Source organism: Pseudomonas sp. GW821-FHT11D10, assembly GCF_058808435.1.
On sequence record NZ_JBXARR010000001.1, the window covers coordinates 1,317,250 to 1,341,765 of the forward strand.

Here is a 24,516-nt window from a genome sequence, read left to right on the forward strand (position 1 = left end):
GGTAACGCTGATGGCGGTGCAGATTGCGGTGATCGATGACTGGCAGGACGTGGCCCGCGACGTAGTCGACTGGTCGGTGCTCGACAGTCTGGGCGAAGTCACCTTCGTCCATGAGTACCCGGCGGACAACGCCACGCTGGCCGAACGTCTGGGTCGATTCGAGGTGATTTGCGTGATGCGCGAACGCACGCGCTTCGATGAAGACCTGCTCAAACGCTTGCCGAGCCTGAAGCTGCTGGTCACCGGCGGCATGCGCAACGCCGCGCTGGACATGCCGGCCGCCGCCCGCCTCGGGATCAAGGTCTGCGGCACCGACAGCTATAAACATGCCGCTCCGGAACTGACTTGGGCGCTGATCATGGCCGCCACCCGCAATCTGGTGAACGAAGCCAACGCCCTGCGCGCCGGCCAATGGCAGCAAGGTCTTGGCGGCGACCTGCACGGCAAGACCCTCGGCATTCTCGGGCTCGGCAGCATTGGCCAGCGGGTGGCGCAGTTCGGTCAGGTGTTCGGCATGAGCGTGATCGCCTGGAGCGAAAACCTCACCGCCGAGCGCGCCGAACAGGCCGGCGTCACCTATGTCAGCAAGCAGCAGTTGTTCGAACAGGCTGACGTGCTGTCGGTGCATCTGGTGCTCAGCGACCGCAGCCGGGGTCTGGTCGATGCCCAGGCGCTGGACTGGATGAAGCCGACCGCGCTGCTGGTCAACACCGCGCGCGGGCCGATTGTCGACGAAGCCGCGCTGATCAAGGCCTTGCAGAAACAGCGCCTCGGCGGTGCGGCCCTCGACGTGTTCGATCAGGAACCGTTGCCGGCGCTGCACCCGTTTCGCACCCTCGACAACGTGCTGGCCACGCCCCATGTCGGTTACGTCAGCCGCCAGAACTATGCGTTGTTCTTTTCGCAGATGATCGAAGACATTCAAGCCTGGTCAGCCGGGGAACCCGTCCGCCTGCTCAACTGAGCCGCCTCGCCTTCGCGGGCAACCCTGCCCGCGAAGCAGCACCCGCTGTCCGCCCGCCAACACAACTGTCCGCACCGCAACAGTGCGCCCGCACGTTCCCGGCGCCCGAAATCGTGACCGGCCGGTCACCATTTTGCATCATCGACCCTGCCAAACATGCACTTCGTCGGGGCGCACCCCCTCCCGAAGCCACGGATTTCGTGAGCCTGCAACAGATTGTCGAACAATTCATCCGATTGGCCTGGCCCGCTCTAGGATCTGGCCTAGACTGGTTTTCGCGGGGTAAAACCGGCCGGTCACAAAGCGGAAATTTTGTCGAAACTTTTGCTGATCGCGACGGGTCATCTGATAGGCAGGGCCAAAGCGACTGGTTCAAGTCTTGCAATGGTCCCCTCACCCATTCTGCTTGCGCGTGTTGGGTAGCGTTTGCTCACCGATGCGTGGCACGTTTGCGCCCGGCCACAGGACTTGGCCATGGACATCGCTTGTTTAACACAAGAACCAGATCAAAAAAGACGGGAGATTCATATGATCAGTGCGGCATTGGATATTCAGGGAGAGCGTGCTCACCAGCCGGTCGGCGAGTCGAGCACCGTGAGCGTTCCCGGCAGCCGGTCGATCAACGTCCCGGGCACCAAGACGCTGACCCCGGTGGCCAGTCAGAACCCCAACAAGAAGAAAGTGTTGTTCGTGACCTCGGAAATCGCCGATCTGGTGAAGACCGGCGGTCTGGGAGACGTTTCTGCCGCCCTGCCCCGCGCCATGGCGCACCTGCATGACGTCCGGGTGTTGATCCCCGGTTACCCGCAAGTGATGAACAGCGAGAATCCGATCCACATCATCGGCGAACTGGGTGGCCACGCCGCGCTGCCGCCCTGCAAGATCGGGCGCATGGACATGCCTGACGGTCTGGTGATTTATGTGTTGATCTGCCCTGAACTCTACGCCCGTGACGGTGGCCCGTACGGCGCCAACAACGGTCGCGACTGGCCGGACAACCACATTCGCTTCGCCCGTCTGGGCCTGGCCGCTGCCGATATCGCCGCCAACCTCGCACAAATCCACTGGTGCCCGGATCTGGTGCACGCCCACGACTGGCCGGCCGGGCTGGCACCTGCCTATATGCACTGGCGCGGGCAACGCACGCCGACCCTGTTCACCATTCACAACCTCGCCTATCAAGGCGTGACCAGCCTCGGCTCGTGCCCGGAACTCGGGATTCCTGCCCATGCCCTGCAACAGGAAGGCATGGAGTTCTACGGCAAGATGTCGTTCCTCAAGGCCGGCATGGCCTATTCGAGCCACATCACCACGGTCAGCGCCACCTACGCGCAGGAAATCACCACCCCGGATTTCGGCTGCGGTCTCGACGGTTTTCTCGCCGCCAAGACCCAGCAAGGTTTGCTCAGCGGCATCCCCAACGGCATCGATGAAAGCTGGGACGCCGCCACTGACCCGCATCTGTTCGCACCGTTCGCCATCGGCGACTGGGAAGGCAAAGCCGTCAACGCCGCCCATGTGCGCGAACTGTTCGGTCTTGAAGATTCCGAAGGCCCGCTGTTTGCCGTGGTTTCGCGTCTGGTCTATCAAAAAGGCCTGGACCTGACCGAAGCGGTCTCGGAATACATCGTCCAGAACGGTGGCCAGATCGCGATCATCGGCCGTGGCGAACCGGAAGAAGAACAGGCCATGCGTGAACTGGCGCTGCGCTTCCCCGGGCAGATCGGCGTGCGCATCGGTTTCAATGAAACCGACGCCCGACGCATGTTCGCCGGCAGCGATTTCCTGCTGATGCCATCGCGGTATGAACCGTGCGGTCTGAGCCAGATGTACGCCCAGCGTTTCGGCTCGCTGCCGGTGGCGCGTAACACTGGCGGACTGGCCGACACCATTGAAAACGGTGTCACCGGTTTCCTGTTCAACGAATCGACCGCGGACAGCTACCGCGAAGCCCTGAGCCGCGCATTCAAGGTATTTGCTTTCCCGGACCTGCTGCACGCCATGCGTTGCCGGGCAATGGCTGCGCCGTTCAACTGGTGCAAGGCGGTCGAACCCTACGCCGAACTCTACGAACAACTGGTGGCCAAGGCGCTGGGTAAAACGCACCACAAATAACCAGGGAGGTTTTCAACGATGCCGTCACGGACACCTGAAAGCTGGCCCCACGGCGCGATCATGCTGGATGCCGACCACACGCAATTCGCGTTGTGGGCGCCGGATGCGTTTTACGTCAGCGTCGAGCTGGACAACGGCCAGTCCCTGCCCATGCTGCCCCAGGGCGATGGCTGGTTTGTGATCAAGACCCGCTGCCCCGCCGGCAGCCGCTACCGCTTCAATATCGATGGCGAACTGGAGGTGCCCGACCCGGCCTCCAGGGCGCAGGACGGTGACCTCGACCGCCACAGCGTGGTGGTCGATCCGCACCTCTATTCCTGGCGCAACACCACCTGGCAAGGTCGGCCGTGGAACGAAGCGGTGATCTACGAATTGCATGTCGGTGCACTCGGCGGGTTTGCCGAAGTCGAGCAGCATCTGGCGCGTCTGGCCGGGCTGGGCATCACCGCCATCGAACTGATGCCGATCGCGCAGTTTCCCGGCGATCGCAACTGGGGCTACGACGGCGTTCTGCACTTTGCGCCGCAGGCCAGTTACGGCACGCCGGAACAACTCAAACACTTGATCGACAGCGCCCACGGTTATGGCCTGGCGGTGATTCTTGACGTGGTCTACAACCACTTCGGCCCTGACGGCAATTACCTGCATCGCTACGCCAAGGGCTTTTTCCGCGAAGACAAACACACGCCGTGGGGCGCCGCCATCGACTTTCGCCGTCGCGAAGTGCGGGACTTCTTCGTCGAAAACGCGTTGATGTGGCTGCTGGAATACCGTTTCGACGGCCTGCGTCTGGACGCGGTTCACGCCATACAAAGCCCCGACTTTCTGCCTGAACTCGCCCATCGCATCCGTCAGCAGATCGACCCTGCCCGCCACGTTTGGCTGACCATCGAGAACGAACTCAACCAGTCGAGCCTGCTGGAGGAAAACTACGACGCTCAATGGAACGACGACGGCCACAACGCCCTGCACGTGTTGCTGACCGGTGAAACCGACGCCTATTACGCGGACTACGCGCTACAACCCACCGAGCAACTGGCCCGCTGCCTGAGCCAGGGTTTCGTGTTTCAGGGTCATATCACCCGTCACGGCGAACCCCGTGGCGAGCCGAGTGAGCATCTGCCCTCAACCGCGTTCGTGCTGTTCCTGCAGAACCACGACCAGATCGGCAACCGCGCGTTTGGCGAGCGTTTGCACCAATTGGCCGACCCGCGTGCCGTCGAGGCCGCAACCGTGTTGCTGTTGCTGTCACCGATGATTCCGCTGATGTTCATGGGCGATGAATACGCCGCCGAGCAACCGTTTCTGTTTTTCACCAGCCACCATGACGAACTGGCGAAACTGGTGCGCGAAGGTCGGCGCAATGAATTCGCAGCTTTCAGCGCCTTCACCGACCCGCACAAGCGCGAGCAGATTCCCGACCCGAACGCCGAGCAAACCTTTCACGCCTCGCAACCGCGACTGATCGGCAGCGGCACCCCTCGGCAACGGGCGACACTTGCTCTGTATCGCCAGCTTCTGCAATTGCGCCATCAATACATCATTCCCAACCTGTCCGGCACACAAGCGCTTGGCGCCCAGGTGCTGGGGCCTGGCGCCGTCAGCGCGCGCTGGCGGCTGGGCGATGGCAGCGAGCTGCGAATCGACCTGAACCTCAGCGACACGCCGGTGGTCAACCTTCCACAGGCCGAACCGGTGTGGCTGTTTCGCCAGCCCTCCACTGCCGGCCTGTCGGATGAGGGGCAACTGCCCCCGTATTGCGCGCTCGTCAGCCTCACGGCCGCAACCCCTTTGCCACCCCTGGATGGAGAGCGCCTATGAGCGATGCGCAACTGGAAATTCTCGCCAGCCGAGCCGGCCTTGCCGTCGACTGGATCGACGCCAACGGCCGTCCGCAAAAAGTCGCCCCGGCCGTACTGCGCAATGTTCTGACCGGCCTCGGTCACCCGGCCGGAACGGCTCAGGAAATCGACGCGAGCCTGCTCGAGCTGCAACAGGTGCAGGAAAACCGCCATCTGCCGCCGCTGCTCACCGCCGACGCCGGCGTGGGTCTGGATCTGGCCCGCTATTTCGAACCCGAAACCCCTTGCGAGATTCACCTGGAAGACGGCTCGCGCCTGAGCCTCAAGCTGGATGCCGAGGCCGTGTTGCCCGGCGAGATCCCAGTCGGCTATCAGCAAGTGCACATTGCCGATCAGCAATTCACTCTGGCCGTGGCACCGGAACGCTGCTTCAGCGTGGGTGACGCGGTGGACAGCCCGATCCCTCGCGTGTGGGGCCTGAGCGTGCAGCTGTATGGCTTGCGCCGCCCCGGCGATGGCGGTTTCGGCGACACCCAGGCTTTGGAAGAACTGGCCCGGGTGGCCGGCGAGCGCGGCGCCGATGCCCTGGCGATCAGCCCGCTGCACGCGATGTTCAGCGCCGACACCGGGCGCTTCAGCCCCTACTCGCCGTCCAGTCGGCTGTTTCTCAATTCGTTGTACGCCGCACCCGGCGCAATCCTCGGCGAACGCGCCCTGCGCGATGCGATTGACGCGGCCGGCCTGACCGATCAGTTCGAGCAACTGGAAAACCTGAAACTGATCGACTGGCCGAAAGCCGCCGAGGCCAAACTAAAACTGCTGCAAGCCTTGTACGACGGTTTCATCAGCGGCGAGCACCCGTTGCACGCCGACTTCTCCAGTTTCCGCGATGCCGGCGGCGAAGCGCTGGAGAACCACTGCCGCTTCGAAGCCATCCAGGAAATGCGCGCCGCCCGTGGCGAAAACCTCGACTGGCGCCAATGGCCGGAACACTGGCACGACCCGCGCGGCGCCGCTCTCGGCGCGTTTGCCGAAGAATACGCCGAGCGCATCAGCTACTTCGCGTTCTGCCAGTGGTTGATCCACCGCTGCCTGGAACGCGCCCAGACCGCCGCCCGCAGCGCCGGCATGGGCATCGGCCTGATCGCCGATCTGGCGGTGGGTGCCGACGGTGCCGGTAGTCAGGCCTGGAGTTTTCAGGACGAACTGCTCGCCTCGCTGACCGTCGGCGCACCACCGGACATTCTCAATCGCTCAGGCCAGGGCTGGGGCATTTCTGCGTTCTCGCCTGAAGGTCTGGTGCGTAACGGCTTTCGGGCGTTCATCGACATGCTGCGCGCCAACTTCGCTCACGCCGGCGGGCTGCGCATCGACCATGTCATGGGCCTGCAACGGTTGTGGGTGATCCCTAACGGCGCAGTCCCGGCGGACGGCGCCTACCTGTATTACCCGGTGGACGACCTGCTGCGTCTGCTGACCCTCGAATCCCATCGCCACCAAGCGATCGTGCTCGGCGAAGACCTCGGCACCGTGCCTGACGGCCTTCGGGAAAAACTCATCGCCCGGGCCATGCTCGGCATGCGCGTGCTGTTGTTCGAGCAGGACAACACCCATTTCAAGCCGATCCTCGACTGGCCGGACAACGCGCTCGCCACCACCAGCACCCACGATTTGCCAACGCTCAACGGCTGGTGGCATGGCCGAGACATCGACTGGAACGCGCGGCTCGGGCTGATCGACGCCAACGGCGAAATCGACTGGCGCCGTTACCGCGAACGCGAGCGTGAAGGCCTGCGCGGCGCCTTGAGCCAGGACCCGCAGAACTTCCGCGAGGAATCCCACGAGGCCGATCAGGTGGTCGACGCCGCTGTGCGTTTCCTCGGCCACACCCGGGCGCCGCTGGTGCTGCTGCCGCTGGAAGATGCGCTGGGTCTCGACGAACAGGCCAACCTGCCCGGCACCATCGACACCCATCCGAACTGGTCGCGGCGCTTGCCGGGCACCAGCGAGGCGCTGCTCGACGGCGTCGACGCCGCACGACGCCTGGAACTGCTGGCTTGCGCGCGTCTTCAGGCAGCCGAGCGTGACCGATGAGTGCATGGCCTATCCAGACACTGCGCGCCACGGTCCGCCTGCAATTTCATCGCGGTTTCACCCTTGATCAAGCCGTGCCGCTGGTGCCGTATTTCGCCCGACTCGGCATCAGCCACATTTATGCCTCGCCACTGCTCGCCGCCCGCGCGGGCTCGATGCATGGTTACGATGTGGTCGACCCGACCCGGGTGAATCCGGAACTCGGCGGAGAACCAGCCTTGCGCCGCCTGGTCGCCAGCCTGCGCGAACACGGCATGGGGCTGATCCTCGACATCGTCTCCAATCACATGGCCGTCGGTGGCGGCGACAACCCGTGGTGGCTCGATCTGCTGGAATGGGGCCGTCTAAGCCCCTACGGCGAGTTTTTCGACATTCAATGGCATTCGCCTGACCCGTTGATGGAAGGCCAGTTGTTGCTGCCGTTTCTCGGCAGCGATTACGGCGTCGCGCTACAGGACGCGACCCTGCCGCTGGTGTTCAACGCCGAGAGCGGCACCTTCCACGTCGAGCATTACGAACATCACTTCCCGATCTGCCCCGGCGATTACGGCGAACTGCTCAAATCCGATGACGCCCCGAACGAAGCGCTCAAGGCCCTCGCCGACCGCTTCAGCGCGCTCAGTTACCAGACCGACGCCCGCTCGCTGGCCATCCCGCTCAAGGAAGAACTCCAGCAACTGGCCAGCGACCCGCAGATCCTCGAGGCTATCCAGCGCAACCTGACCCACTACGACTCGAAGACCGAAGAAGGTTTTCAGCGCCTGCATCAATTGCTGGAGCGGCAAAGCTATCGCCTGGCGAGCTGGCGCACGGCGGCGGACGACATCAACTGGCGGCGCTTCTTCGACATCAACGAACTCGGCGGTTTGCGCGTCGAACGCCCGGCGGTGTTTGAGGCCACCCACGGCAAGATTTTCCAGTTGATCGGCGAAGGCCTGATCGACGGCCTGCGCATCGACCACATCGACGGCCTCGCCGACCCGCGCAGTTACTGCCGCAAACTGCGCCGTCGTCTCGACCACCTGGCACCGGGCCGACACTTGCCGATCTACGTCGAGAAGATCCTCGGCGACGGCGAAACCCTGCCCACCGACTGGTCCGTGGACGGCAGCACCGGCTACGAGTTCATGAACCAGCTGTCGCTGCTGCAACACGATCCGGACGGCGAACATGTGCTCGGTGAGCTGTGGAAACGCCGCACCGAACGCCCCTCGGCGTTTATCGAAGAAGCGCAACTGGCGCGCCAGCAGATTCTCAACGGCTCGCTGGCCAGCGATTGCGAAAGCGTCGCCCAGGCCCTGCTGCAAGTGGCGCGCGATGACCTGATGACCCGCGACCTCACGCTCGGCTCGATCCGCCGGGTGTTGCAGGCGCTGATCGTGCACTTCCCGGTCTATCGCACTTACATCACCCCGATGGGCCGCTCGGCACGGGACGAGGTGTTTTTCCAGCAGGCCATGGACGGTGCGCGGCAGGCATTGAGCGAAGCCGATTGGCCGGTGCTGGACTCCGTCGCCGGTTGGCTTGGCGGCCAGCCATGGCGGCGCAAACCCCGTGGCCGTTCGCGCAAGATCCTGAAGCATGCCTGCGTACGCTTTCAGCAACTCACTTCACCGGCTGCCGCCAAAGCGGTGGAAGACACTGCGCTGTATCGCTCGGCGGTGCTGCTGTCGCGCAATGACGTCGGCTACAACACCGAGCAGTTCAGCGCGCCGGTCAGCGACTTTCACGCGGTGAACCAGCAACGTCTGGCGAGCTTTCCCGACAACCTGCTGGCCACCGCCACCCACGACCACAAACGCGGCGAAGACACCCGCGCGCGACTGGCCGTGCTCAGCGAACGCAGTCACTGGTACGCCGAACAGATCGAACTGTGGCGTGCCCTCGCCCGGCCGCTGCGCCATGACGATCAACTGCCGTCGTCGGCGGACGAATTGATCCTTTATCAGGCACTGCTCGGCAGTTGGCCGCTGGACCTGCGCGACGACGATCAGGCCGGTTTCGCCGACTACGCCAAACGCATCTGGCAGTGGCAACAGAAAGCCCTGCGCGAAGCCAAGCTGCAAAGCAGCTGGAGCGCGCCGAACGAGGCTTACGAAAACGCAGCTCAAGCGTTTACCGAACAATTGCTGCTGGCCCCCGAAGGCGAACTGCTGCGCGGGGCGCTGGCCAAGACCGTCAACAGCATCGCTGCGACCGGCGCCCTCAACGGTCTGGCGCAAACCTTGCTGCGCATGACCGTGCCGGGCGTGCCGGATCTGTATCAGGGCAACGAGTATTGGGATTTCAGTCTGGTCGATCCGGACAACCGCCGGCCGGTGGACTACGGCCGGCGCGAACAGACCCTGACGGCGACGCCCGCAGAGGAACTGTTGTCGGGTTGGCGGGACGGGCGAATCAAGCAGGCCTTGATCGCCCAGGTGCTGCAGGTGCGCACCGAACACAGCGAATTGTTCCGCCGCGGTTCGTACCAGGCCCTCGAGGTGCTGGGCAGCCAGGCGCACAACGTGCTCGCGTTTGCCCGCGAGCATGGGGAGCAACGGGTCATCGTGATCGTGCCGATCCGTTGCGCAACACTGCTGGAAAACAGTGCCCTACCCATGGTCGATGCGCTGCGCTGGGGCGATACGCGGGTGGTTTTACCGTTCGACGCCTCTGACGAAAATCTGAAGGGACTTTTTTCGAGCACCGCAGTCACAAAAAACAGGGAGCTGCACGTCAGCGCCGCGCTGGGGGATTTCCCGGTCAATCTGCTTATCCAACACGTCTAGCAGCATGAGTTCAGTCCAGGAGCATTGCGATGAGTACCGACGATAAACGCATCCGCGAATTCGCCTATCAGATCTGGGAATCCGAAGGTAAACCCGAAGGCCAGGAATCGCGCCACTGGGAGATGGCGCGCAAACTGGCCGAGTCCGAGGCGCTGGCACCGAAAAAATCGCCGAAGGCTGCCGGCAGTAAAACCGCCGGCAAGACCGCCACCGGCAAAGCCGTCGATGGCAAGGCGCCCGCCGCCAAACCCAAGGCCACGACGGCCAAGGCCAAGCCAGCCAGTGCCGCCAAGGTCATTCCCCCGGGCGAAAAAGCCGCCGAGAAAAAGCCCCGCGCGCCGCGCAAGCCGCCCGCGGTCTGACGCGTCCCGAACCATTGAATTGAACGACCGTGTGGCGGGCTAGCCCGCCACCGAGGGCGCACTCGTCCTCGAAAAATGACCACCCCCGATTTCTTGCAGGAGCACCTATGACCCGTCCAAAGAAAGCCGAGCCCGCCGCGCACGCCGAACCCTCGCGCATCCGTGAAGGCCTGCCCTTCCCGCTCGGCGCGACCTGGGATGGTCTGGGGGTGAACTTCGCGCTGTTTTCCGCCAACGCCACTCGGGTCGAGCTGTGCATTTTCGACGATGCCGGTGAAGTCGAGCTCGAACGCATCGAGCTGCCGGAATACACCGACGAGATCTACCACGGCTACCTGCCCGATGCGCATCCGGGGCTGATTTACGGCTACCGGGTCTACGGCCCGTACGACCCGGCCAACGGCCACCGCTTCAACCACAACAAATTGCTGATCGACCCGTACGCCAAACAACTGGTCGGCCAGTTGAAATGGTCCGAAGCGCTGTTCGGCTACACCATCGGCCACCCGGACGCCGACCTCAGCTTTGACGAGCGCGACAGCGCGCCCTTCGTCCCCAAATGCAAAGTCATCGACCCGGCGCACACCTGGGGCCACGACCACCGCGTCAGCGTGCCGTGGGACAAGACCATCATTTACGAAACCCACGTGCGCGGCATCAGCATGCGCCACCCTTTCGTGCCGGAGAACGTGCGCGGGACGTTTGCCGGGCTGATGGTCGACGACGTGCTGGAACACATCCGCAAACTGGGTGTGTCGACCGTTGAATTGCTGCCGATCCACGCCTTCGTCAACGACCAGCACCTGCTGCACAAAGGCATGACCAATTACTGGGGCTACAACAGCATCGCGTTTTTCGCCCCGGATCCGCGCTACCTGGCCAGCGGCAAGATTGCCGAATTCAAGGAGATGGTGGCGCACCTGCACGACGCCAATCTCGAAGTGATTCTCGACGTGGTCTACAACCACACCGCCGAAGGCAACGAGCAAGGCCCGACCCTGTCGATGCGCGGGATCGACAACGCCTCGTACTACCGCTTGATGCCGGACGACAAGCGCTTCTACATCAACGATTCCGGCACCGGCAACACCCTAGACTTGAGCCATCCGTGCGTGCTGCAAATGGTCACCGACTCGCTGCGCTACTGGGCCAGCGAGATGCACGTCGACGGCTTCCGTTTCGATCTGGCGACCATTCTCGGTCGTTATCACGATGGCTTCGACGAACGTCACAGTTTCCTCGTCGCCTGCCGTCAGGATCCGGTGCTGCGCCAGGTAAAAATGATTGCCGAGCCGTGGGACTGTGGTCCCGGCGGTTATCAGGTCGGCAACTTCCCGCCGGGCTGGGTCGAGTGGAACGACAAGTTCCGCGACACCGTGCGCGCGTTCTGGAAAGGCGACGACGGCCAGCTCGCCGACTTCGCCAGCCGCATGACCGCCTCCGGCGAGATGTTCAACCAGCGCGGCCGCCGGCCTTATTCATCGGTGAATTTCGTCACCGCCCACGACGGTTTCACCCTCAACGATCTGGTGTCCTACAACGACAAGCACAACGAGGCCAACGACGAAAACAATCAGGACGGCAGCAACAACAACCTGTCCTGGAACCACGGCGTCGAAGGCCCCACCGACGACCCGGAAATCAATGCGCTGCGCCACCGGCAGATGCGCAACTTCTTCGCCACCCTGCTGCTGTCCCAGGGCACGCCGATGCTGGTGGCCGGTGACGAGTTCGCCCGCACCCAGGACGGCAACAACAACGCCTACTGCCAGGACAGCGAAATCGGCTGGGTCAACTGGGACCTGAGCGAGGACGGCAAGGCACTGCTGAAATTCGTAAAACGCCTGATCAAGTTGCGCCTGGCTTACCCGATCCTGCGACGCGGACGTTTTCTGGTCGGCGAATACAACGAGGACATCGGGGTCAAGGACGTGACCTGGCTTGCGCCGGACGCCACCGAGATGACCACCGAACACTGGCATGACGCGCACAACCGCTGCATGGGGATGTTGCTCGACGGTCGCGCCCAGGAAACCGGGATTCGCCGCAAGGGCGCCGACGCAACGTTGCTGCTGGTGGTCAACGCCCATCACGACATCGTCAACTTCACCTTGCCGGAAGTGCCTGAAGGCAGTTTCTGGACTTGCATGGTCGACACCAATCAGCCATCGATCCGCGGGCAGGAACGCTTCACGTTCGGTCACGAGTACTCGGTCACCGGGCGCTCGCTGCTGCTGTTCGAACTGCAACGCGAAGAAGAGGACTGACATGGACTTGCCCGGCTATCTCTCACGGCACACCCCGGATTACCGCGACACGGCTGCCCTCGGCACGTGTCTGCGGGAAATGGTCGAGGCCGGCCTCGACCGTCTGCCATTGCCCGGCAGCGGTCGTACGCTGGAGCGCTGGCAACGGCTGTCCGAGGTCGGCGGGCATGATCTGGGGTTGTGCAAACTCTATGAAGGTCATACCGATGCGCTGGCGATCATCGAGCAACTCGGTGGTTCACCAACACCCGGCAGCACGTGGGGCATGTGGGCGGCCGAACCACCGCAGGCGCGGGTTCGGGTCAGCCGTTCGGGGCAACTGGTGCGGTTGAACGGACGCAAAGCCTGGTGTTCCGGGGCGGCGGTGCTCAGCCATGCCCTGCTTACGGCTTGGGATGAGGACGATCGTCAGCAACTGGTGGCCGTGGCCCTCGATCAACCGGGCGTGACCGTGACCGATCAAGGCTGGCAAGCGGTCGGCATGGCGGCCACCGGCAGCGTCGAGGTGCTGTTCGATGATGTGGAGGCACAGGCAATCGGCGACCCTGGCGACTACCTGCAACGTCCGGGTTTCTGGCACGGCGGAATCGGGATTGCCGCGTGCTGGTACGGCGCCGCGAGGGAGATCGGCGAGCGCTTGCGCCAACAATGTGCGCGACGTGAAGAGCCCCACGCGCTGGCCAGTCTCGGCGCCGTTGACAGCGCCTTGCACGGCGCCGCTCAAGCGCTGCGCGTCAGCGCTCTGGACATCGACAGCCATCCCCACAGCAACGCCGAGTTGCTGGCTCGTCGCGTACGCGCCGTGGTCGAGGATGCCGCTGAGCAGGTGATCCGCGAGACCGGTCGTGCCCTCGGCGCCGGGCCGTTCTGCAAGGACCCGCACTTTGCCCGTCTGGTGGCCGACTTGCCGGTGTATCTGCGCCAGAGCCACGCCGAACGTGATCTGGCAGCGTTGGGCCAACTGATTGCGCAGCAACCGCGCGAGAGCTGGGCCCTATGAAACGCAATCCGATCGTCGGCGAAGGAACTTCCCTCCATGAATGGCAGGGCTCACGCCACCTGGCGGCGGTTGACAGCATCGACATTCTGGATCTGGTTCCGCCGGAATCGCGGGCGGTGGTGATCGCGCCGCACCCTGATGATGAAGTGCTCGGTTGCGGCGGACTGTTGCAACGGCTGGCTGAGGCGGGCCGTACCCTGCAACTGATCTCGGTCACCGACGGCAGCGCCAGTCATCCGGGCTCGGATCGCTGGCCGGTGGAGCGCCTGAGCGTGGTGCGCCCGCAGGAATCCGCCGAAGCCCTGCGCCGTCTCGGCTTGCCGATGCACCAGTTGCAGTGGCTGCGCGGCGGCTTTCCCGACACCCAGGTCGCCGCGCGCGAGTCGATGCTCTGCGAATACCTGACCCGCTACCTGCAACCCGACGACGTGATCTTCACCACCTGGCGCGAAGACGGTCACAGCGACCACGAAGCCGTCGGCCGCGCCAGCGTGGAAGCGGCGCGCCGCGTGGGCGCGATTTGCCACGAGCTGCCGGTCTGGACCTGGCACTGGGCAACCCCCGAAGACGCCATCGTGCCCTGGGAACGGGCGCGCAAAATCCTGCTCAGCCCGGCACAGGTTGCACGCAAGCGTCACGCGGTGCACGCCTTCGCCAGCCAGCTGGAAGGTGATCCCGAAGCCGGCCTGGCCCCGGTGCTCAAGCCCTATGTCATCGATCGACTGCTGCAACCGTTCGAGCTGATCTTCCTATGAGTGTGTTTCTATGAGTGTCGAGGATCGCTACTTCGAAGGCCTGTTCAGAGGCAATAACGACCCCTGGGGCTTTCGCCAGCGCTGGTACGAACAACGCAAACGCCTCGTGACTCTGGCAGCCCTGCCCCGGCCGCACTACCGGGCCATCTTCGAGCCGGGCTGTGCCAACGGTGAATTGAGTGCGGCGCTGGCCGAACGCTGCGACCGGCTGTTGTGCTGCGACACCAGCGCCGCCGCAGCCAGTCTGGCGCGTACCCGGCTGAGCCTGTTCGATCACGCCGAGGTGCGTCACGAGCGCTTGCCGGTTGACTGGCCTGAGGAAAAATTCGACCTGATCGTTTTCAGCGAAATCGGCTACTACCTCGATCGGCAGGATCTGACAGAGGTCATCCGGCGCATCAGCGATGCGTTGACAGCGGACGGACAATTGCTGGCCTGTCACTGGCGGCCGCCCATCGAAGATTGCCCGCTCAATGCGCGACAGGTTCACGACCTGATTCACGAACAGTTGCACCTGCCACGATTGGTCCTGCATCAGGAAGCGGATTTCCTGCTGGAAGTCTGGAGCCGCGAACCCCGTTCGGTGGCCGCGCTGGAGGGGTTGCGATGATTGGCATCCTGATTCCTGCGCACAACGAAGAAGACTGGCTCGATGACTGCCTGCACGCAGCTTTGCGGGCTGGCGGGCATCCCATGCTGGCGGGTGAACCGGTGGAAATTCTGGTGGTGCTGGACAGTTGCACCGATCGGTCGGCACACATCGTCAGCCAGTATCCGGTGCAAGCCTTGAGCATCGAAGCGCGCAATGTCGGCCAGGCGCGGGCCATCGGTGCGCAGCAATTGCTTGAACGCGGTGCGCGCTGGATTTCCTGCTCCGACGCCGACAGCCGGGTCGCCGAGGACTGGCTGGTGGCGCAACTGGGGCTGGGCACCGATGCCGTGTGCGGCACGGTGACCGTTGACCGGTGGCATGACGGGTTCGATGAAGCGGCGCAGATTCGCTATCACCGCGATTACCGCGCCTGCGAAGGTCACCGGCACATCCATGGCGCCAACCTGGGTGTCAGCGCGCAAGCCTACGTCCGCGCCGGCGGCTTCGAGCCGTTGTCCTGTGATGAGGACGTGCAGCTGGTGCGTCAACTCGAGCGTTCAGGGGCGAGCATCGCCTGGAGCCATCGCCCGCAAGTCATCACCAGCGCCCGTCTGGACAGCCGCGCACGCGGCGGTTTTGGCGACTATCTGCGACAGTTGGCACAGACTGAATAAAAAAAAGCGGATCAGGTTGATCTGTGACGCGACGAACCGCCCGTCTTGAGCAATACTCTGCTGCGCAGCAATCCAGGGTTCGGAGCGCTGCCGGGCTATCCACCAGCCTTCACGGGTCGCACACACCTGGTATCACCAGCGTTTGGGCGACTGAGGGCGAGACACAACAAGGACGTATCACTCATGAAACCGTTATCCCTCAGCGAGAGCGGCCTGCCGGCGCAGATCTGGAACAGTGCCGCGCAGCTCGACAACATTCCCGTCATCAACACCCACACTTTGGTGCCACCCGGCGCCCGCGCCGTGGTCATCGCCCCGCACCCCGGCGATGAAGTGGTGACCTGCGGCGGCCTGCTGCAACTGCTTTCCAGCCTCGGCCATCCCTTGCAATTACTTTCGATCACCGATGGCAGCGCCAGTCATCCGGGCTCGCGCCAGTGGTCGGAGAAACGCCTGAGCGTGTTCCGCCCGCAGGAAAGCGTCGAAGCCCTGCGCCGTCTGGGTTTGCCGATGCACAGCCTGAAATGGGTGCGCGGCGGTTTCACCGACAACGCCCTGCTCGATCAGGAATCCCAACTGACCGACTTCATCGCCCGCTACCTGCGCCCCGGCGACGTGGTCTTCAGCACCTGGTGCGAAGACGGCACTGCCGACCATGAAGTGGTCGGCCGGGCCAGCGCCAAAGCGGCACAACAAATCGGCGCGACCTACCACGACGTGCCGGTCTGGGCCTGGCACTGGCCGGAACGGGATCAGACGCAGATTCCTTGGCATCGCGCACGCAAGCTACGGCTCGATACCTGGACCGTCGCGCGCAAGAGCCACGCCACCCACGCCTACGCCAGCCAGCTCAATGGCGAACCGGCGATCGGTATCGCGCCGCTGTTGCCCAAGTCGATTCTGGAGCGCATGCGCCTGCCCTACGAGATCGTCTTCGTCGATTGACGATCCGTCGGGCGCAGGCAGCCACTCAAAGTGAACTGCCCGCGCCCGGATCAGTCGCATGAACAGGCAGTCATGATTCAGAGGAGTGAACGTGTCCAGCGATCCCAAGCGTCATGCCGTCGACGCACAGACCTCGACCCCGTCCGCCATCCATCGCCTGCGGGTGCTGACGGTCAATACGCACAAGGGTTTCACCGCGCTCAATCGACGTTTCATCCTTCCGGAGCTGCGCGAAGCGGTGCGCAGCACCTCGGCCGACCTGGTGTTTCTGCAGGAAGTGGTGGGCGAACACGAGCGGCATTCCAGCCGCTACAACGAATGGCCGCAGACCTCGCAGTACGAATTCCTCGCCGACAGCATGTGGAGCGACTTCGCCTACGGCCGCAATGCGGTCTATCCCGATGGCCATCACGGCAACGCCCTGCTGTCGAAATACCCGATCCGCGAATATCGCAACCTCGACGTCTCCATTACCGGCCCGGAACGGCGCGGGCTGTTGCATTGCGTACTGGATGTGCCGGGGCATGCCGAAGTGCATGCCATCTGCGTGCACCTGAGCCTGCTCGAAAGCCACCGGCAATTGCAGTTGCAGCTGCTCTGCCAGTTGCTCGAATCGCTGCCCGACGATGCCCCGGTGATCATCGCCGGCGACTTCAATGACTGGCAGTTGCAGGGCAACGTCGCCCTCGCCCGCCGCGACTACCTGCACGAAGCCTTCGAACGCCATCACGGCCGCCCGGCCAAGACCTACCCCGCGCGGTTCCCGTTGCTTCGCCTGGATAGGGTTTACCTGCGCAATGCCAGCAGCCATGACCCGCAGATCCTCGGCAACAAGCCGTGGACGCATCTCTCGGATCATTTGCCGCTGGCGGTCGAAGTGCATTTGTAACGCGATACTGACAGATGTCCCCCCATGCAGAACGAAGCGAAACCGGTCGCCAAGCCCGGTTTCGCAGACCGACTGTCGGCTGCAAAACGTCTCTGCCTCGCGGCTTTCGCAGTGATTGGCCCTACAAACAAGAACTTAGATAAATACGCAAAAACAGAAACTTGCGTCACCCGTTTTGACCCGACCGCTCATCGTCCAATTTCTTGACGCAAGGGCTCAGGTCTTCTTAGCTCTACCTTACTACCCCCGGAAATACTACTCGGGGCGAACCTCAGGTCACTCGTCAAAACGGGCGGCCACGGGTTCGCCACGCTCCATTCGGTCGCCCCTCGTTCGGGGTAGGAGAGACGCCAAGGCGAGATACCGCGTGCGCTAGCAAGGTAGACCTCCATGAAAACTTCACTCACCTCACAAGAGATCAAAACAACGTTTTGCACTGTTTCAAGTTCTATCTTGCTGTGCTCGTCCATGGAGGCGCAGGCGGGTCCTGTGGCGGACGAGGCGACACCCTGGTATCGCCAGGACATTCCCGTCATGACCCTCCCCGCCACGGTCGTGACCCCGGGCCCGCAACGGCTGAGCCCACAGCCGGATCTGCGCGGGGCAAACCTGATTACCGAAGACCTCGCGCCCTCGGCCTGGGATCAGCTTTACGGAGCGACCTCCCGCCAGGCACAAACCGATGTCCTCAGCCCCGGCTTCGCCATGCCCGGCACTGGCGACTTCAAGGGCCCCGCGGTGCTTACCCTGAAAAGCAGCAGCGGCCACACCCAGCAAATCGGCCTGATCGGCGGCGTCAGTCAGATTCAAGGCAACAGCAACGGCCTGATCACCAGCCGCGCCCTCGTCGACCCGACCACCGACACCCTCAACCTGCAAGGCCAGAGCCTTGGCGCTTACTACAGCCTGACCGGCCCGCAGGGCTGGCACGTCGATCTGTCGGCCAGTGGCGGCCGGGTCAGCGGTTTCAGCCGTAACGAGCAAGGCGCACGGCTGGCCACCGAAGGCAGCGCGATGACGCTGTCGGTGGAAGGCGGCTTCCCGATCGGCCTCGGCGAAAACTGGGTGGTAGAACCGCAGGCGCAATTGATCAATCAGCGCATCACCCTGGACACGCCCTATGCGGGCTCGGGCAACGCCTCCTCCAGCGACATTTCATCGTGGAGCGGCCGGGTCGGTGCGCGCTTGAAAGGCAGCTACGATCTGAACGGTCTGCCGGTCGAACCCTACGTGCGCACGAACTTGTGGCACACGGTGTACACCGGCAACACGGTGACGCTGGACCAGGTGGACAAGATCAGCAGCAGCCGCAAGTCCTCGACGGTGGAAGTCGGACTGGGGCTGGTGGCGAAAATGACGCCGACGGTGAGCCTGTACGTCAGCGCCGATTACAGCAGCGACGTGGATGACAACGACCTGAACGGGTTGATTGGCAGTTTGGGGATCCGGATGCGCTGGTGAGCTCCTCTACTGATCGTTCCCACGCTCTGCGTGGGAATGCAGCCCGGGACGCTCCGCGTCCCTTCCGGAGCTGGAACGCGGAGCGTCCCTTGAGGCATTCCCACGCGGAGCGTGGGAACGATCTCGTGTAGGGATCAGGCTTCTGGTTTAAGGATCAACACCGCCAGCGGTGGCAAATTCAGTTCCAGCGACAACGCCTGCCCATGGCTGGCCACCTCTTCGGTGAACGCCCCGCCGCCGTTGCCATAATTGGAACCGGCATACGTGTCGGCGTCACTGTTGAGCAATTCCTTCCAACGCCCGGCAAACGGCACGCCCACGCGGTACGACTGGCGCGGCACCGGGGTGAAATTGGCCACCACCAGCACCGGCGTTCCGTCCTTGCTCCAGCGCAGCCATGCGTAAACGCTGTTGATCGCATCGTCGCCGATCAACCACTGAAACCCTTGCGGCGCATCGTCCTGCTCGTGCAGCGCCGGTTCTTCGCGGTAGAGCCGGTTGAGGTCGCCGACCAGTTTCTGCACACCTTTGTGTTCCGAATACTGCAGCAGATACCAGTCGAGCTGCTGGTCGTGATTCCATTCGCGCCACTGGCCGAACTCGCAGCCCATGAACAACAGCTTCTTGCCGGGATGGGTCCACATGAAACTCAGATAGGCGCGCAGGTTGGCGAATTTCTGCCAGCGGTCGCCGGGCATCTTGTCGATCAGCGAATGCTTGCCGTGCACCACTTCGTCGTGAGAGATCGGCAGGATGAAACGCTCGGACCAGGCGTAGACCAGGCCAAAGCTCAACTCGTTGTGGTGATGGGCGCGGTACACCGGATCCTGCTGGATGTAGTGCAGTGAATCGTGCATCCAGCCCATGTTCCATTTGTAGGCGAAACCGAGACCGCCCTGCTGGGTGCTCTGGCTGACGCCCGGCCACGCCGTGGATTCCTCGGCGATCACCAGCGCCCCCGGTGCTTCCAGCGCCACCACATCGTTCAAGTGCCGCAGGAAATCGATGGCTTCCAGATTCTCGCGACCGCCATGACGGTTCGGCACCCACTCGCCGGCCTTGCGCGAATAGTCGCGATACAGCATCGACGCCACCGCATCGACCCGCAGGCCGTCGACGTGGAAATGCTTCAACCAGTGCAGCGCCGAGGCCAGCATGTAGCCGTGCACTTCGGTGCGGCCGAGGTTGTAGATCAGCGTGTCCCAATCCTGATGGAAGCCTTCCAGCGGATTGCCATATTCGTACAGTGCCGTGCCGTCGAACTGCGCCAGACCGTGGGTATCGGTCGGAAAATGCGCGGGCACCCAGTCGAGAATCACGCCGATATCGGCCTGATGGCAGGCGTTGATGAACGCCGCGAACTCGTCCGGCGTGCCGTAACGGGCGCTCGGGGCGAATTGCGACAGCAACTGATAACCCCACGAACCGCCGAACGGGTGCTCCATGATCGGCATCAGTTCGATGTGGGTGAAACCCAGCTCCTTCACATACGGAATCAAACGCTCGGCCAGCTCCGGCCAGGTGTACTGGCGCGCCACTTCACCCAGATCGTCGAGTTCGCATTGCCAGGAACCGGCGTGCAACTCATAGATCGACAGCGGCGCATTATGCTGCTGACGCTCGCGACGGCCACTCATCCAGTCCTGATCCTGCCAGTCGATCCGCAACGGCGAGGCGACTTTCGATGCGGTGTCCGGCGGCAGGCTGGTGGCCAGCGCCATCGGGTCGGCCTTCAGCGGCAGGATGCCGTGGGCGCCGAGGATTTCGTATTTGTACAGATCCCCCGCCTGCAAGCGCGGAATGAACAACTCCCAGACCCCGGACGGATGCCGCAGGCGCATCGGATGCCGCCGGCCGTCCCAGACGTTGAAGTCGCCGACCACCGACACCCGCCGGGCATTCGGCGCCCACACGGCAAAGCGCACACCGTCGACGCCATCGACGGTTTTCAACTGCGCGCCGAGGCAACTGCTGAGGTCGCGGTGATTGCCCTCGGCGAACAGATACAAGTCCATTTCCCCAAGCAACTGACCAAAACTGTAAGGATCTTCCGCGACCTGTTCGCCACCCGCCCAACGGGTACGTAACAGGTACGGCCGCGCGTCCTCGAAATGGCCGACAAACAGCCCCGGTGTTTCGGTGGCTTCCAGCGGGCCGCGCTCTTCGCCGCTGTGCCGGTCCAGCACCGAAACGCTCAACGCGCCGGGCAGATACGCCCGGATGAACTGCCCACCGGCGCCATCGCCGTGAGGGCCGAGAATGGAAAACGGGTCGTGATGTTCTGCGCGCACCAAGGCATCGATGTCCTTGGCCCTGGGCAGCAATCGTTCGTTAACGTGACCCTGTTCCTTGTTCGAGAAACTCATGACTACTCTCCACCAAGATCGGAAAAGGGTTTGAGCCCCGTCAATAACCCATACAGACCGTGCAGCGGCACGGGCAGCCAGGTGGGGCGATTTTCGGCTTCATAGGCCACTTCGTAGGCCGCTTTCTCCAGACCGAACAACGCCAGTGCGGCGTCGGCACCTTCAGGATCTTGCCAGGCATGATCAAGACTAGCTGCCGCTTGGCGATATGCCTGGAGAAATGCTTCCCGGGCTTCACGCAGATAACGCTCCGTGACCCGCCGACGCGCGGCTTCGGCCTCGGGGCTGTTGTCGACGTTGTGCACATTCAGGGCCATCGCGGCGGCATAGTCGAAGGAGCGCAGCACGCCACTGACGTCCTTGTACGGGCTGTGCTTGCCTCGGCGTTCGGCCAGTGGCCGCACCGGTTCGCCTTCGAAGTCGATCAGGTACGCGTCGCCCTTGATCACCAGCACCTGCCCCAAATGCAGGTCGCCGTGCACGCGAATCCGCAAGCCGCCGGCCGATTGCTTCGCCAGTTCCTGCACGTGGGCAAGGATGGTTTTCTTGTTGTCGAGCAACCGAGCAACAAGCTTCTGATCCGCCGCATCGAGTTCGCCCTGATGCTGCTTGAGCAGCTTCAGCGCATGCTCGACCTGCGCCGCGACATCCTTGCCGCTCGCCTGCGCATCCTTGGCCGAACTGACTTGCGGCGCGAAGTCCGGGTTGTCGCTCGGCGCTGCCAGCACCTGATGCATTTCCCCCAGACGCTGGCCGAGCATCCCGGCGAAATCCTTCAGTTCACCCAAGGCGTTGTAGTGCTGCGCCTGCTCGGACACGGCGTCGGCCAACTCGTCGCGCAGCGCCCGTTCGAGGTTGTTCTGCGTCCATTCCCAGGCGTCGCCCTGATTGCTCAGATAACCCTGCGCGATCATCAGCAGATTGTCTTCGCCCTTCCCGTCCCGGCGAATCACCGAACCCAGCAGCGGGGAGATATTGGCGAAACCGGCTGCCGTCAGATAAGCGCTCATCTCCAGTTCCGGGTGTACGCCAGAAGCAACTTTGCGGATCAGCTTGAGCACCAGACTGTTGCCGATCACCACCGAACTGTTGGATTGCTCGGCGGACAGATAGCGCACTTCGGACTCGGCACCGAGGCCGAGTTTTTCCAGTTGCGACGTTGCCTCGAAACGGATCTCGCCCTCACTGGATTCCAGCACCGTTCCGCTCTGCATGCCTTCGAGCACCGCGCGAATAAACGCTTCAAGACTGAAGGCATCAGTGATCAGCCCGACCTGACGCACCCGGCGCACTCGGGCCAAGGCCAGTTGCTGCGGCAACGCCGGCCCGACCTGATCTTCGGCAATGAAGCCGAACGGCAATTGATAACGGCTGGTCTGCCCGCCGCTCTGCACTTCGATTTCGCTGAACAGCACAGGATGCTGGGCATCGCCGAAGCGCACGCCATAGGCCAGTTTGACCTGATCGATGGCGGCGTCCTTGCCGGCGAACCAGCGGCGGTTCTGCAGCCAGTTCGGCAGGATGGTCTGCTCAAGGGTGGCCCGGGACGGCGCTTCGAGCAGTTCTTCCATGCGTTTTTTCAGCACCAGCGTGGTGAAGTCCGGCAGGCTCTGCGCCGGCTCGACGTGCCAGCTCGGCATCTGGTTTTCCGCCGCCAGGCCGAACCAGTAGAAACCATAGGGCGGCAGGGTCAGCAGGAAACTCAACTGGCCGATGGGCGGGAACGCGTTACCGCCGAGCATCTCCACCGGCACCATGCCGACGTAGGCCGACAGGTCGAGCTCCACGGCTTGGGCGCTGCGCGATACGTTGGCCACGCACAGGATGGTTTCGTGCTTGCCGTCCGGCCCGGTGTATTCACGGGTGTAGGCCAGCACGCGACGGTTGGCCGGCGACAACATCTTCAAGGTGCCGCGACCGAATGCCTTGGATTGCTTGCGCACGGTCAGCAGGCGCCGGGTCCAGTTCAGCAGCGAATGCGGGTCGCCGGCCTGGGTTTCGACGTTGACCGACTGATAGCCGTATTGCGGGTCCATGATCGGCGGCAGCACCAGACTGGCCGGATCGGCGCGGGAGAATCCGCCGTTGCGGTCGATCGACCATTGCATCGGTGTACGCACGCCGTCGCGGTCGCCGAGGTAGATGTTGTCGCCCATGCCGATTTCATCGCCGTAATACAGGGTCGGCGTGCCGGGCATCGACAGCAGCAAACTGTTTAGCAGCTCGATGCGGCGGCGGTCGCGCTCCATCAGCGGCGCCAGACGCCGGCGGATGCCAAGGTTGATCCTCGCGCGACGGTCGGCGGCGTAGTAGTTCCAGAGGTAGTCGCGTTCCTTGTCGGTCACCATCTCCAGCGTCAGTTCATCGTGGTTGCGCAGGAAGATCGCCCATTGGCAATTGGCCGGGATCTCGGGGGTCTGGCGCAGGATGTCGGTGATCGGGAAGCGATCCTCCTGGGCCAGCGCCATGTACATGCGCGGCATCAGCGGGAAGTGGAACGCCATGTGACATTCGTCGCCATTCACCCCCTCGGCGTCGGTGTCACCGAAATATAACTGGGTGTCTTCCGGCCATTGGTTGGCTTCGGCCAGCAGCATGCGATCCGGGTAGTTGGCGTCGATCTCGGCGCGGATCTGCTTGAGGACGTCGTGGGTTTCCGGGAGGTTTTCGTTGTTGGTGCCGTCGCGCTCGATCAGGTACGGAATGGCATCCAGGCGCAGGCCGTCGATGCCCATGTCCAGCCAGTAGCGCATCACCGACAGCACGGCTTTCATGACCTGCGGGTTGTCGAAATTGAGGTCCGGCTGGTGCGAATAGAAGCGGTGCCAGAAGTACTGGCCGGCCACCGGATCCCAGGTCCAGTTGGACTTTTCGGTGTCGAGGAAAATGATCCGGGTGCCGTCGTATTTCTGGTCATCATCCGACCACACATAGAAGTCCCGCGCCGCCGAGCCGGGCTTGGCCTTGCGCGCACGCTGGAACCACGGGTGCTGATCGGAGGTGTGGTTGATCACCAGCTCGGTGATCACCCGCAACCCGCGTTTATGCGCCTCGGCAATGAATCGCTTGGCGTCGGCCATTGTCCCGTAATCGCTGTGCACGCCACGGTATTCGGCGATGTCGTAACCGTCGTCGCGGCGTGGCGAGGGGTAAAACGGCAACAGCCAGATGGTGTTGACGCCGAGTTCGGCGATGTAATCGAGTTTGGCGATCAGGCCGGGAAAGTCGCCGATCCCGTCGTTGTTGGAGTCGAAAAAGGATTTGACGTGAACCTGATAGATAACCGCGTCCTTGTACCAGAGCGGATCCTTGATGAAGGTGGCTGACTTGGGTTTCTTCGCCATGTGAAACTCCTGTTCAATTCAATAAGGGCGCCCCACGCTGATCGTTCCCACGCTCTGCGTGGGAATGCCGCCATGGACGCTCTGCGTCCGCTTTGGGACGCGGAGCGTCCCGGTA

Annotated in this window: 16 protein-coding genes; 14 read left to right on the plus strand and 2 right to left on the minus strand. The window is 63.2% G+C overall.

What is annotated here, in order from left to right:
• Positions 1 to 10 precede the first annotated feature (10 nt).
• The 14 genes from AC1RT4_RS06035 to AC1RT4_RS06100 all read left to right on the plus strand — a co-directional run bounded on the left by AC1RT4_RS06035 (position 11) and on the right by AC1RT4_RS06100 (position 18,691).
• A complete protein-coding gene (locus AC1RT4_RS06035) occupies positions 11 to 964 on the plus strand; it encodes a D-2-hydroxyacid dehydrogenase family protein (RefSeq protein ID WP_493084285.1) in 954 nt (317 codons plus the stop codon).
• Between the two features lie 528 nt (positions 965 to 1,492).
• Positions 1,493 to 3,079: a glycogen synthase GlgA gene (gene glgA / locus AC1RT4_RS06040; protein WP_493084287.1), complete on the plus strand. Its 1,587-nt coding sequence runs from the start codon at positions 1,493 to 1,495 to the stop codon at positions 3,077 to 3,079.
• 18 nt (positions 3,080 to 3,097) lie between these two features.
• Entirely contained in the window at positions 3,098 to 4,900 is a 1,803-nt protein-coding gene (treZ, locus tag AC1RT4_RS06045) for a malto-oligosyltrehalose trehalohydrolase (protein ID WP_493084289.1), read from the plus strand.
• Positions 4,897 to 6,975: a 4-alpha-glucanotransferase gene (gene malQ / locus AC1RT4_RS06050; protein ID WP_493084291.1), complete on the plus strand. Its 2,079-nt coding sequence runs from the start codon at positions 4,897 to 4,899 to the stop codon at positions 6,973 to 6,975. The genes treZ and malQ overlap by 4 nt, the downstream gene beginning before the upstream one ends.
• Positions 6,972 to 9,746: a malto-oligosyltrehalose synthase gene (locus AC1RT4_RS06055; RefSeq protein ID WP_493084293.1), complete on the plus strand. Its 2,775-nt coding sequence runs from the start codon at positions 6,972 to 6,974 to the stop codon at positions 9,744 to 9,746. The genes malQ and AC1RT4_RS06055 overlap by 4 nt, the downstream gene beginning before the upstream one ends.
• Before the next feature lie 29 nt (positions 9,747 to 9,775).
• Positions 9,776 to 10,108 carry a DUF2934 domain-containing protein gene (locus tag AC1RT4_RS06060; protein WP_273903187.1) on the plus strand — a complete coding sequence of 111 codons (333 nt, stop codon included), beginning with the start codon at positions 9,776 to 9,778 and terminating at the stop codon, positions 10,106 to 10,108.
• Positions 10,109 to 10,215: 107 nt separating this feature from the next.
• Positions 10,216 to 12,375, plus strand: a complete 2,160-nt coding sequence (glgX, locus tag AC1RT4_RS06065; RefSeq protein WP_493084295.1) for a glycogen debranching protein GlgX — start codon at positions 10,216 to 10,218, stop codon at positions 12,373 to 12,375.
• A 1-nt stretch (position 12,376) separates the two neighbouring features.
• Entirely contained in the window at positions 12,377 to 13,375 is a 999-nt protein-coding gene (locus AC1RT4_RS06070) for an acyl-CoA dehydrogenase family protein (protein WP_493084296.1), read from the plus strand.
• On the plus strand, positions 13,372 to 14,130 hold the full coding sequence (locus tag AC1RT4_RS06075; RefSeq protein ID WP_493084298.1) for a PIG-L deacetylase family protein: 759 nt from the start codon (positions 13,372 to 13,374) through the stop codon (positions 14,128 to 14,130). The genes AC1RT4_RS06070 and AC1RT4_RS06075 overlap by 4 nt, the downstream gene beginning before the upstream one ends.
• Before the next feature lie 10 nt (positions 14,131 to 14,140).
• Positions 14,141 to 14,740 (plus strand): SAM-dependent methyltransferase, encoded by a 600-nt coding sequence (locus AC1RT4_RS06080; RefSeq protein ID WP_493084300.1) that lies wholly within the window; start codon positions 14,141 to 14,143, stop codon positions 14,738 to 14,740.
• Complete coding sequence (locus AC1RT4_RS06085; protein WP_493084302.1) at positions 14,737 to 15,396, plus strand: glycosyltransferase family 2 protein; 660 nt, start codon at positions 14,737 to 14,739, stop codon at positions 15,394 to 15,396. Before AC1RT4_RS06080 ends, AC1RT4_RS06085 begins: the two co-directional genes overlap by 4 nt.
• Before the next feature lie 183 nt (positions 15,397 to 15,579).
• Positions 15,580 to 16,341, plus strand: a complete 762-nt coding sequence (locus AC1RT4_RS06090) for a PIG-L deacetylase family protein (RefSeq protein WP_493084304.1) — start codon at positions 15,580 to 15,582, stop codon at positions 16,339 to 16,341.
• A 91-nt stretch (positions 16,342 to 16,432) separates the two neighbouring features.
• The gene (locus tag AC1RT4_RS06095) at positions 16,433 to 17,230 is read left to right on the plus strand and encodes an endonuclease/exonuclease/phosphatase family protein (RefSeq protein WP_007952102.1); all 798 of its coding nucleotides are present in this window, start codon (positions 16,433 to 16,435) and stop codon (positions 17,228 to 17,230) included.
• 390 nt (positions 17,231 to 17,620) lie between these two features.
• A complete protein-coding gene (locus tag AC1RT4_RS06100) occupies positions 17,621 to 18,691 on the plus strand; it encodes an autotransporter domain-containing protein (RefSeq protein WP_493084306.1) in 1,071 nt (356 codons plus the stop codon).
• A 134-nt stretch (positions 18,692 to 18,825) separates the two neighbouring features.
• On the opposite strand, the gene glgB is transcribed toward AC1RT4_RS06100, so the two are convergent.
• Together glgB and treS are read right to left on the minus strand one after the other, a co-directional pair.
• The gene (gene glgB, locus AC1RT4_RS06105) at positions 18,826 to 21,057 is read right to left on the minus strand and encodes a 1,4-alpha-glucan branching protein GlgB (protein WP_493084308.1); all 2,232 of its coding nucleotides are present in this window, start codon (positions 21,055 to 21,057) and stop codon (positions 18,826 to 18,828) included.
• A gap of 2 nt (positions 21,058 to 21,059) precedes the next feature.
• On the minus strand, positions 21,060 to 24,401 hold the full coding sequence (treS, locus tag AC1RT4_RS06110; protein WP_493084311.1) for a maltose alpha-D-glucosyltransferase: 3,342 nt from the start codon (positions 24,399 to 24,401) through the stop codon (positions 21,060 to 21,062).
• Positions 24,402 to 24,516 lie beyond the last annotated feature (115 nt).

What these genes read in the sequence shown, in the direction of transcription:
- AC1RT4_RS06060 (WP_273903187.1), top strand. Translation starts at nt 9,776, where the DNA reads ATGAGTACCGACGATAAACGCATCCGCGAATTCGCCTATCAGATCTGG.
- AC1RT4_RS06080 (WP_493084300.1), top strand. Translation starts at nt 14,141, where the DNA reads ATGAGTGTCGAGGATCGCTACTTCGAAGGCCTGTTCAGAGGCAATAAC.
- AC1RT4_RS06070 (WP_493084296.1), top strand. Translation starts at nt 12,377, where the DNA reads ATGGACTTGCCCGGCTATCTCTCACGGCACACCCCGGATTACCGCGAC.
- treZ (WP_493084289.1), top strand. Translation starts at nt 3,098, where the DNA reads ATGCCGTCACGGACACCTGAAAGCTGGCCCCACGGCGCGATCATGCTG.
- AC1RT4_RS06075 (WP_493084298.1), top strand. Translation starts at nt 13,372, where the DNA reads ATGAAACGCAATCCGATCGTCGGCGAAGGAACTTCCCTCCATGAATGG.
- glgA (WP_493084287.1), top strand. Translation starts at nt 1,493, where the DNA reads ATGATCAGTGCGGCATTGGATATTCAGGGAGAGCGTGCTCACCAGCCG.
- treS (WP_493084311.1), bottom strand. Translation starts at nt 24,401, where the DNA reads ATGGCGAAGAAACCCAAGTCAGCCACCTTCATCAAGGATCCGCTCTGG.
- glgX (WP_493084295.1), top strand. Translation starts at nt 10,216, where the DNA reads ATGACCCGTCCAAAGAAAGCCGAGCCCGCCGCGCACGCCGAACCCTCG.
- AC1RT4_RS06035 (WP_493084285.1), top strand. Translation starts at nt 11, where the DNA reads ATGGCGGTGCAGATTGCGGTGATCGATGACTGGCAGGACGTGGCCCGC.
- AC1RT4_RS06100 (WP_493084306.1), top strand. Translation starts at nt 17,621, where the DNA reads ATGAAAACTTCACTCACCTCACAAGAGATCAAAACAACGTTTTGCACT.
- AC1RT4_RS06055 (WP_493084293.1), top strand. Translation starts at nt 6,972, where the DNA reads ATGAGTGCATGGCCTATCCAGACACTGCGCGCCACGGTCCGCCTGCAA.
- AC1RT4_RS06085 (WP_493084302.1), top strand. Translation starts at nt 14,737, where the DNA reads ATGATTGGCATCCTGATTCCTGCGCACAACGAAGAAGACTGGCTCGAT.
- glgB (WP_493084308.1), bottom strand. Translation starts at nt 21,057, where the DNA reads ATGAGTTTCTCGAACAAGGAACAGGGTCACGTTAACGAACGATTGCTG.
- malQ (WP_493084291.1), top strand. Translation starts at nt 4,897, where the DNA reads ATGAGCGATGCGCAACTGGAAATTCTCGCCAGCCGAGCCGGCCTTGCC.
- AC1RT4_RS06090 (WP_493084304.1), top strand. Translation starts at nt 15,580, where the DNA reads ATGAAACCGTTATCCCTCAGCGAGAGCGGCCTGCCGGCGCAGATCTGG.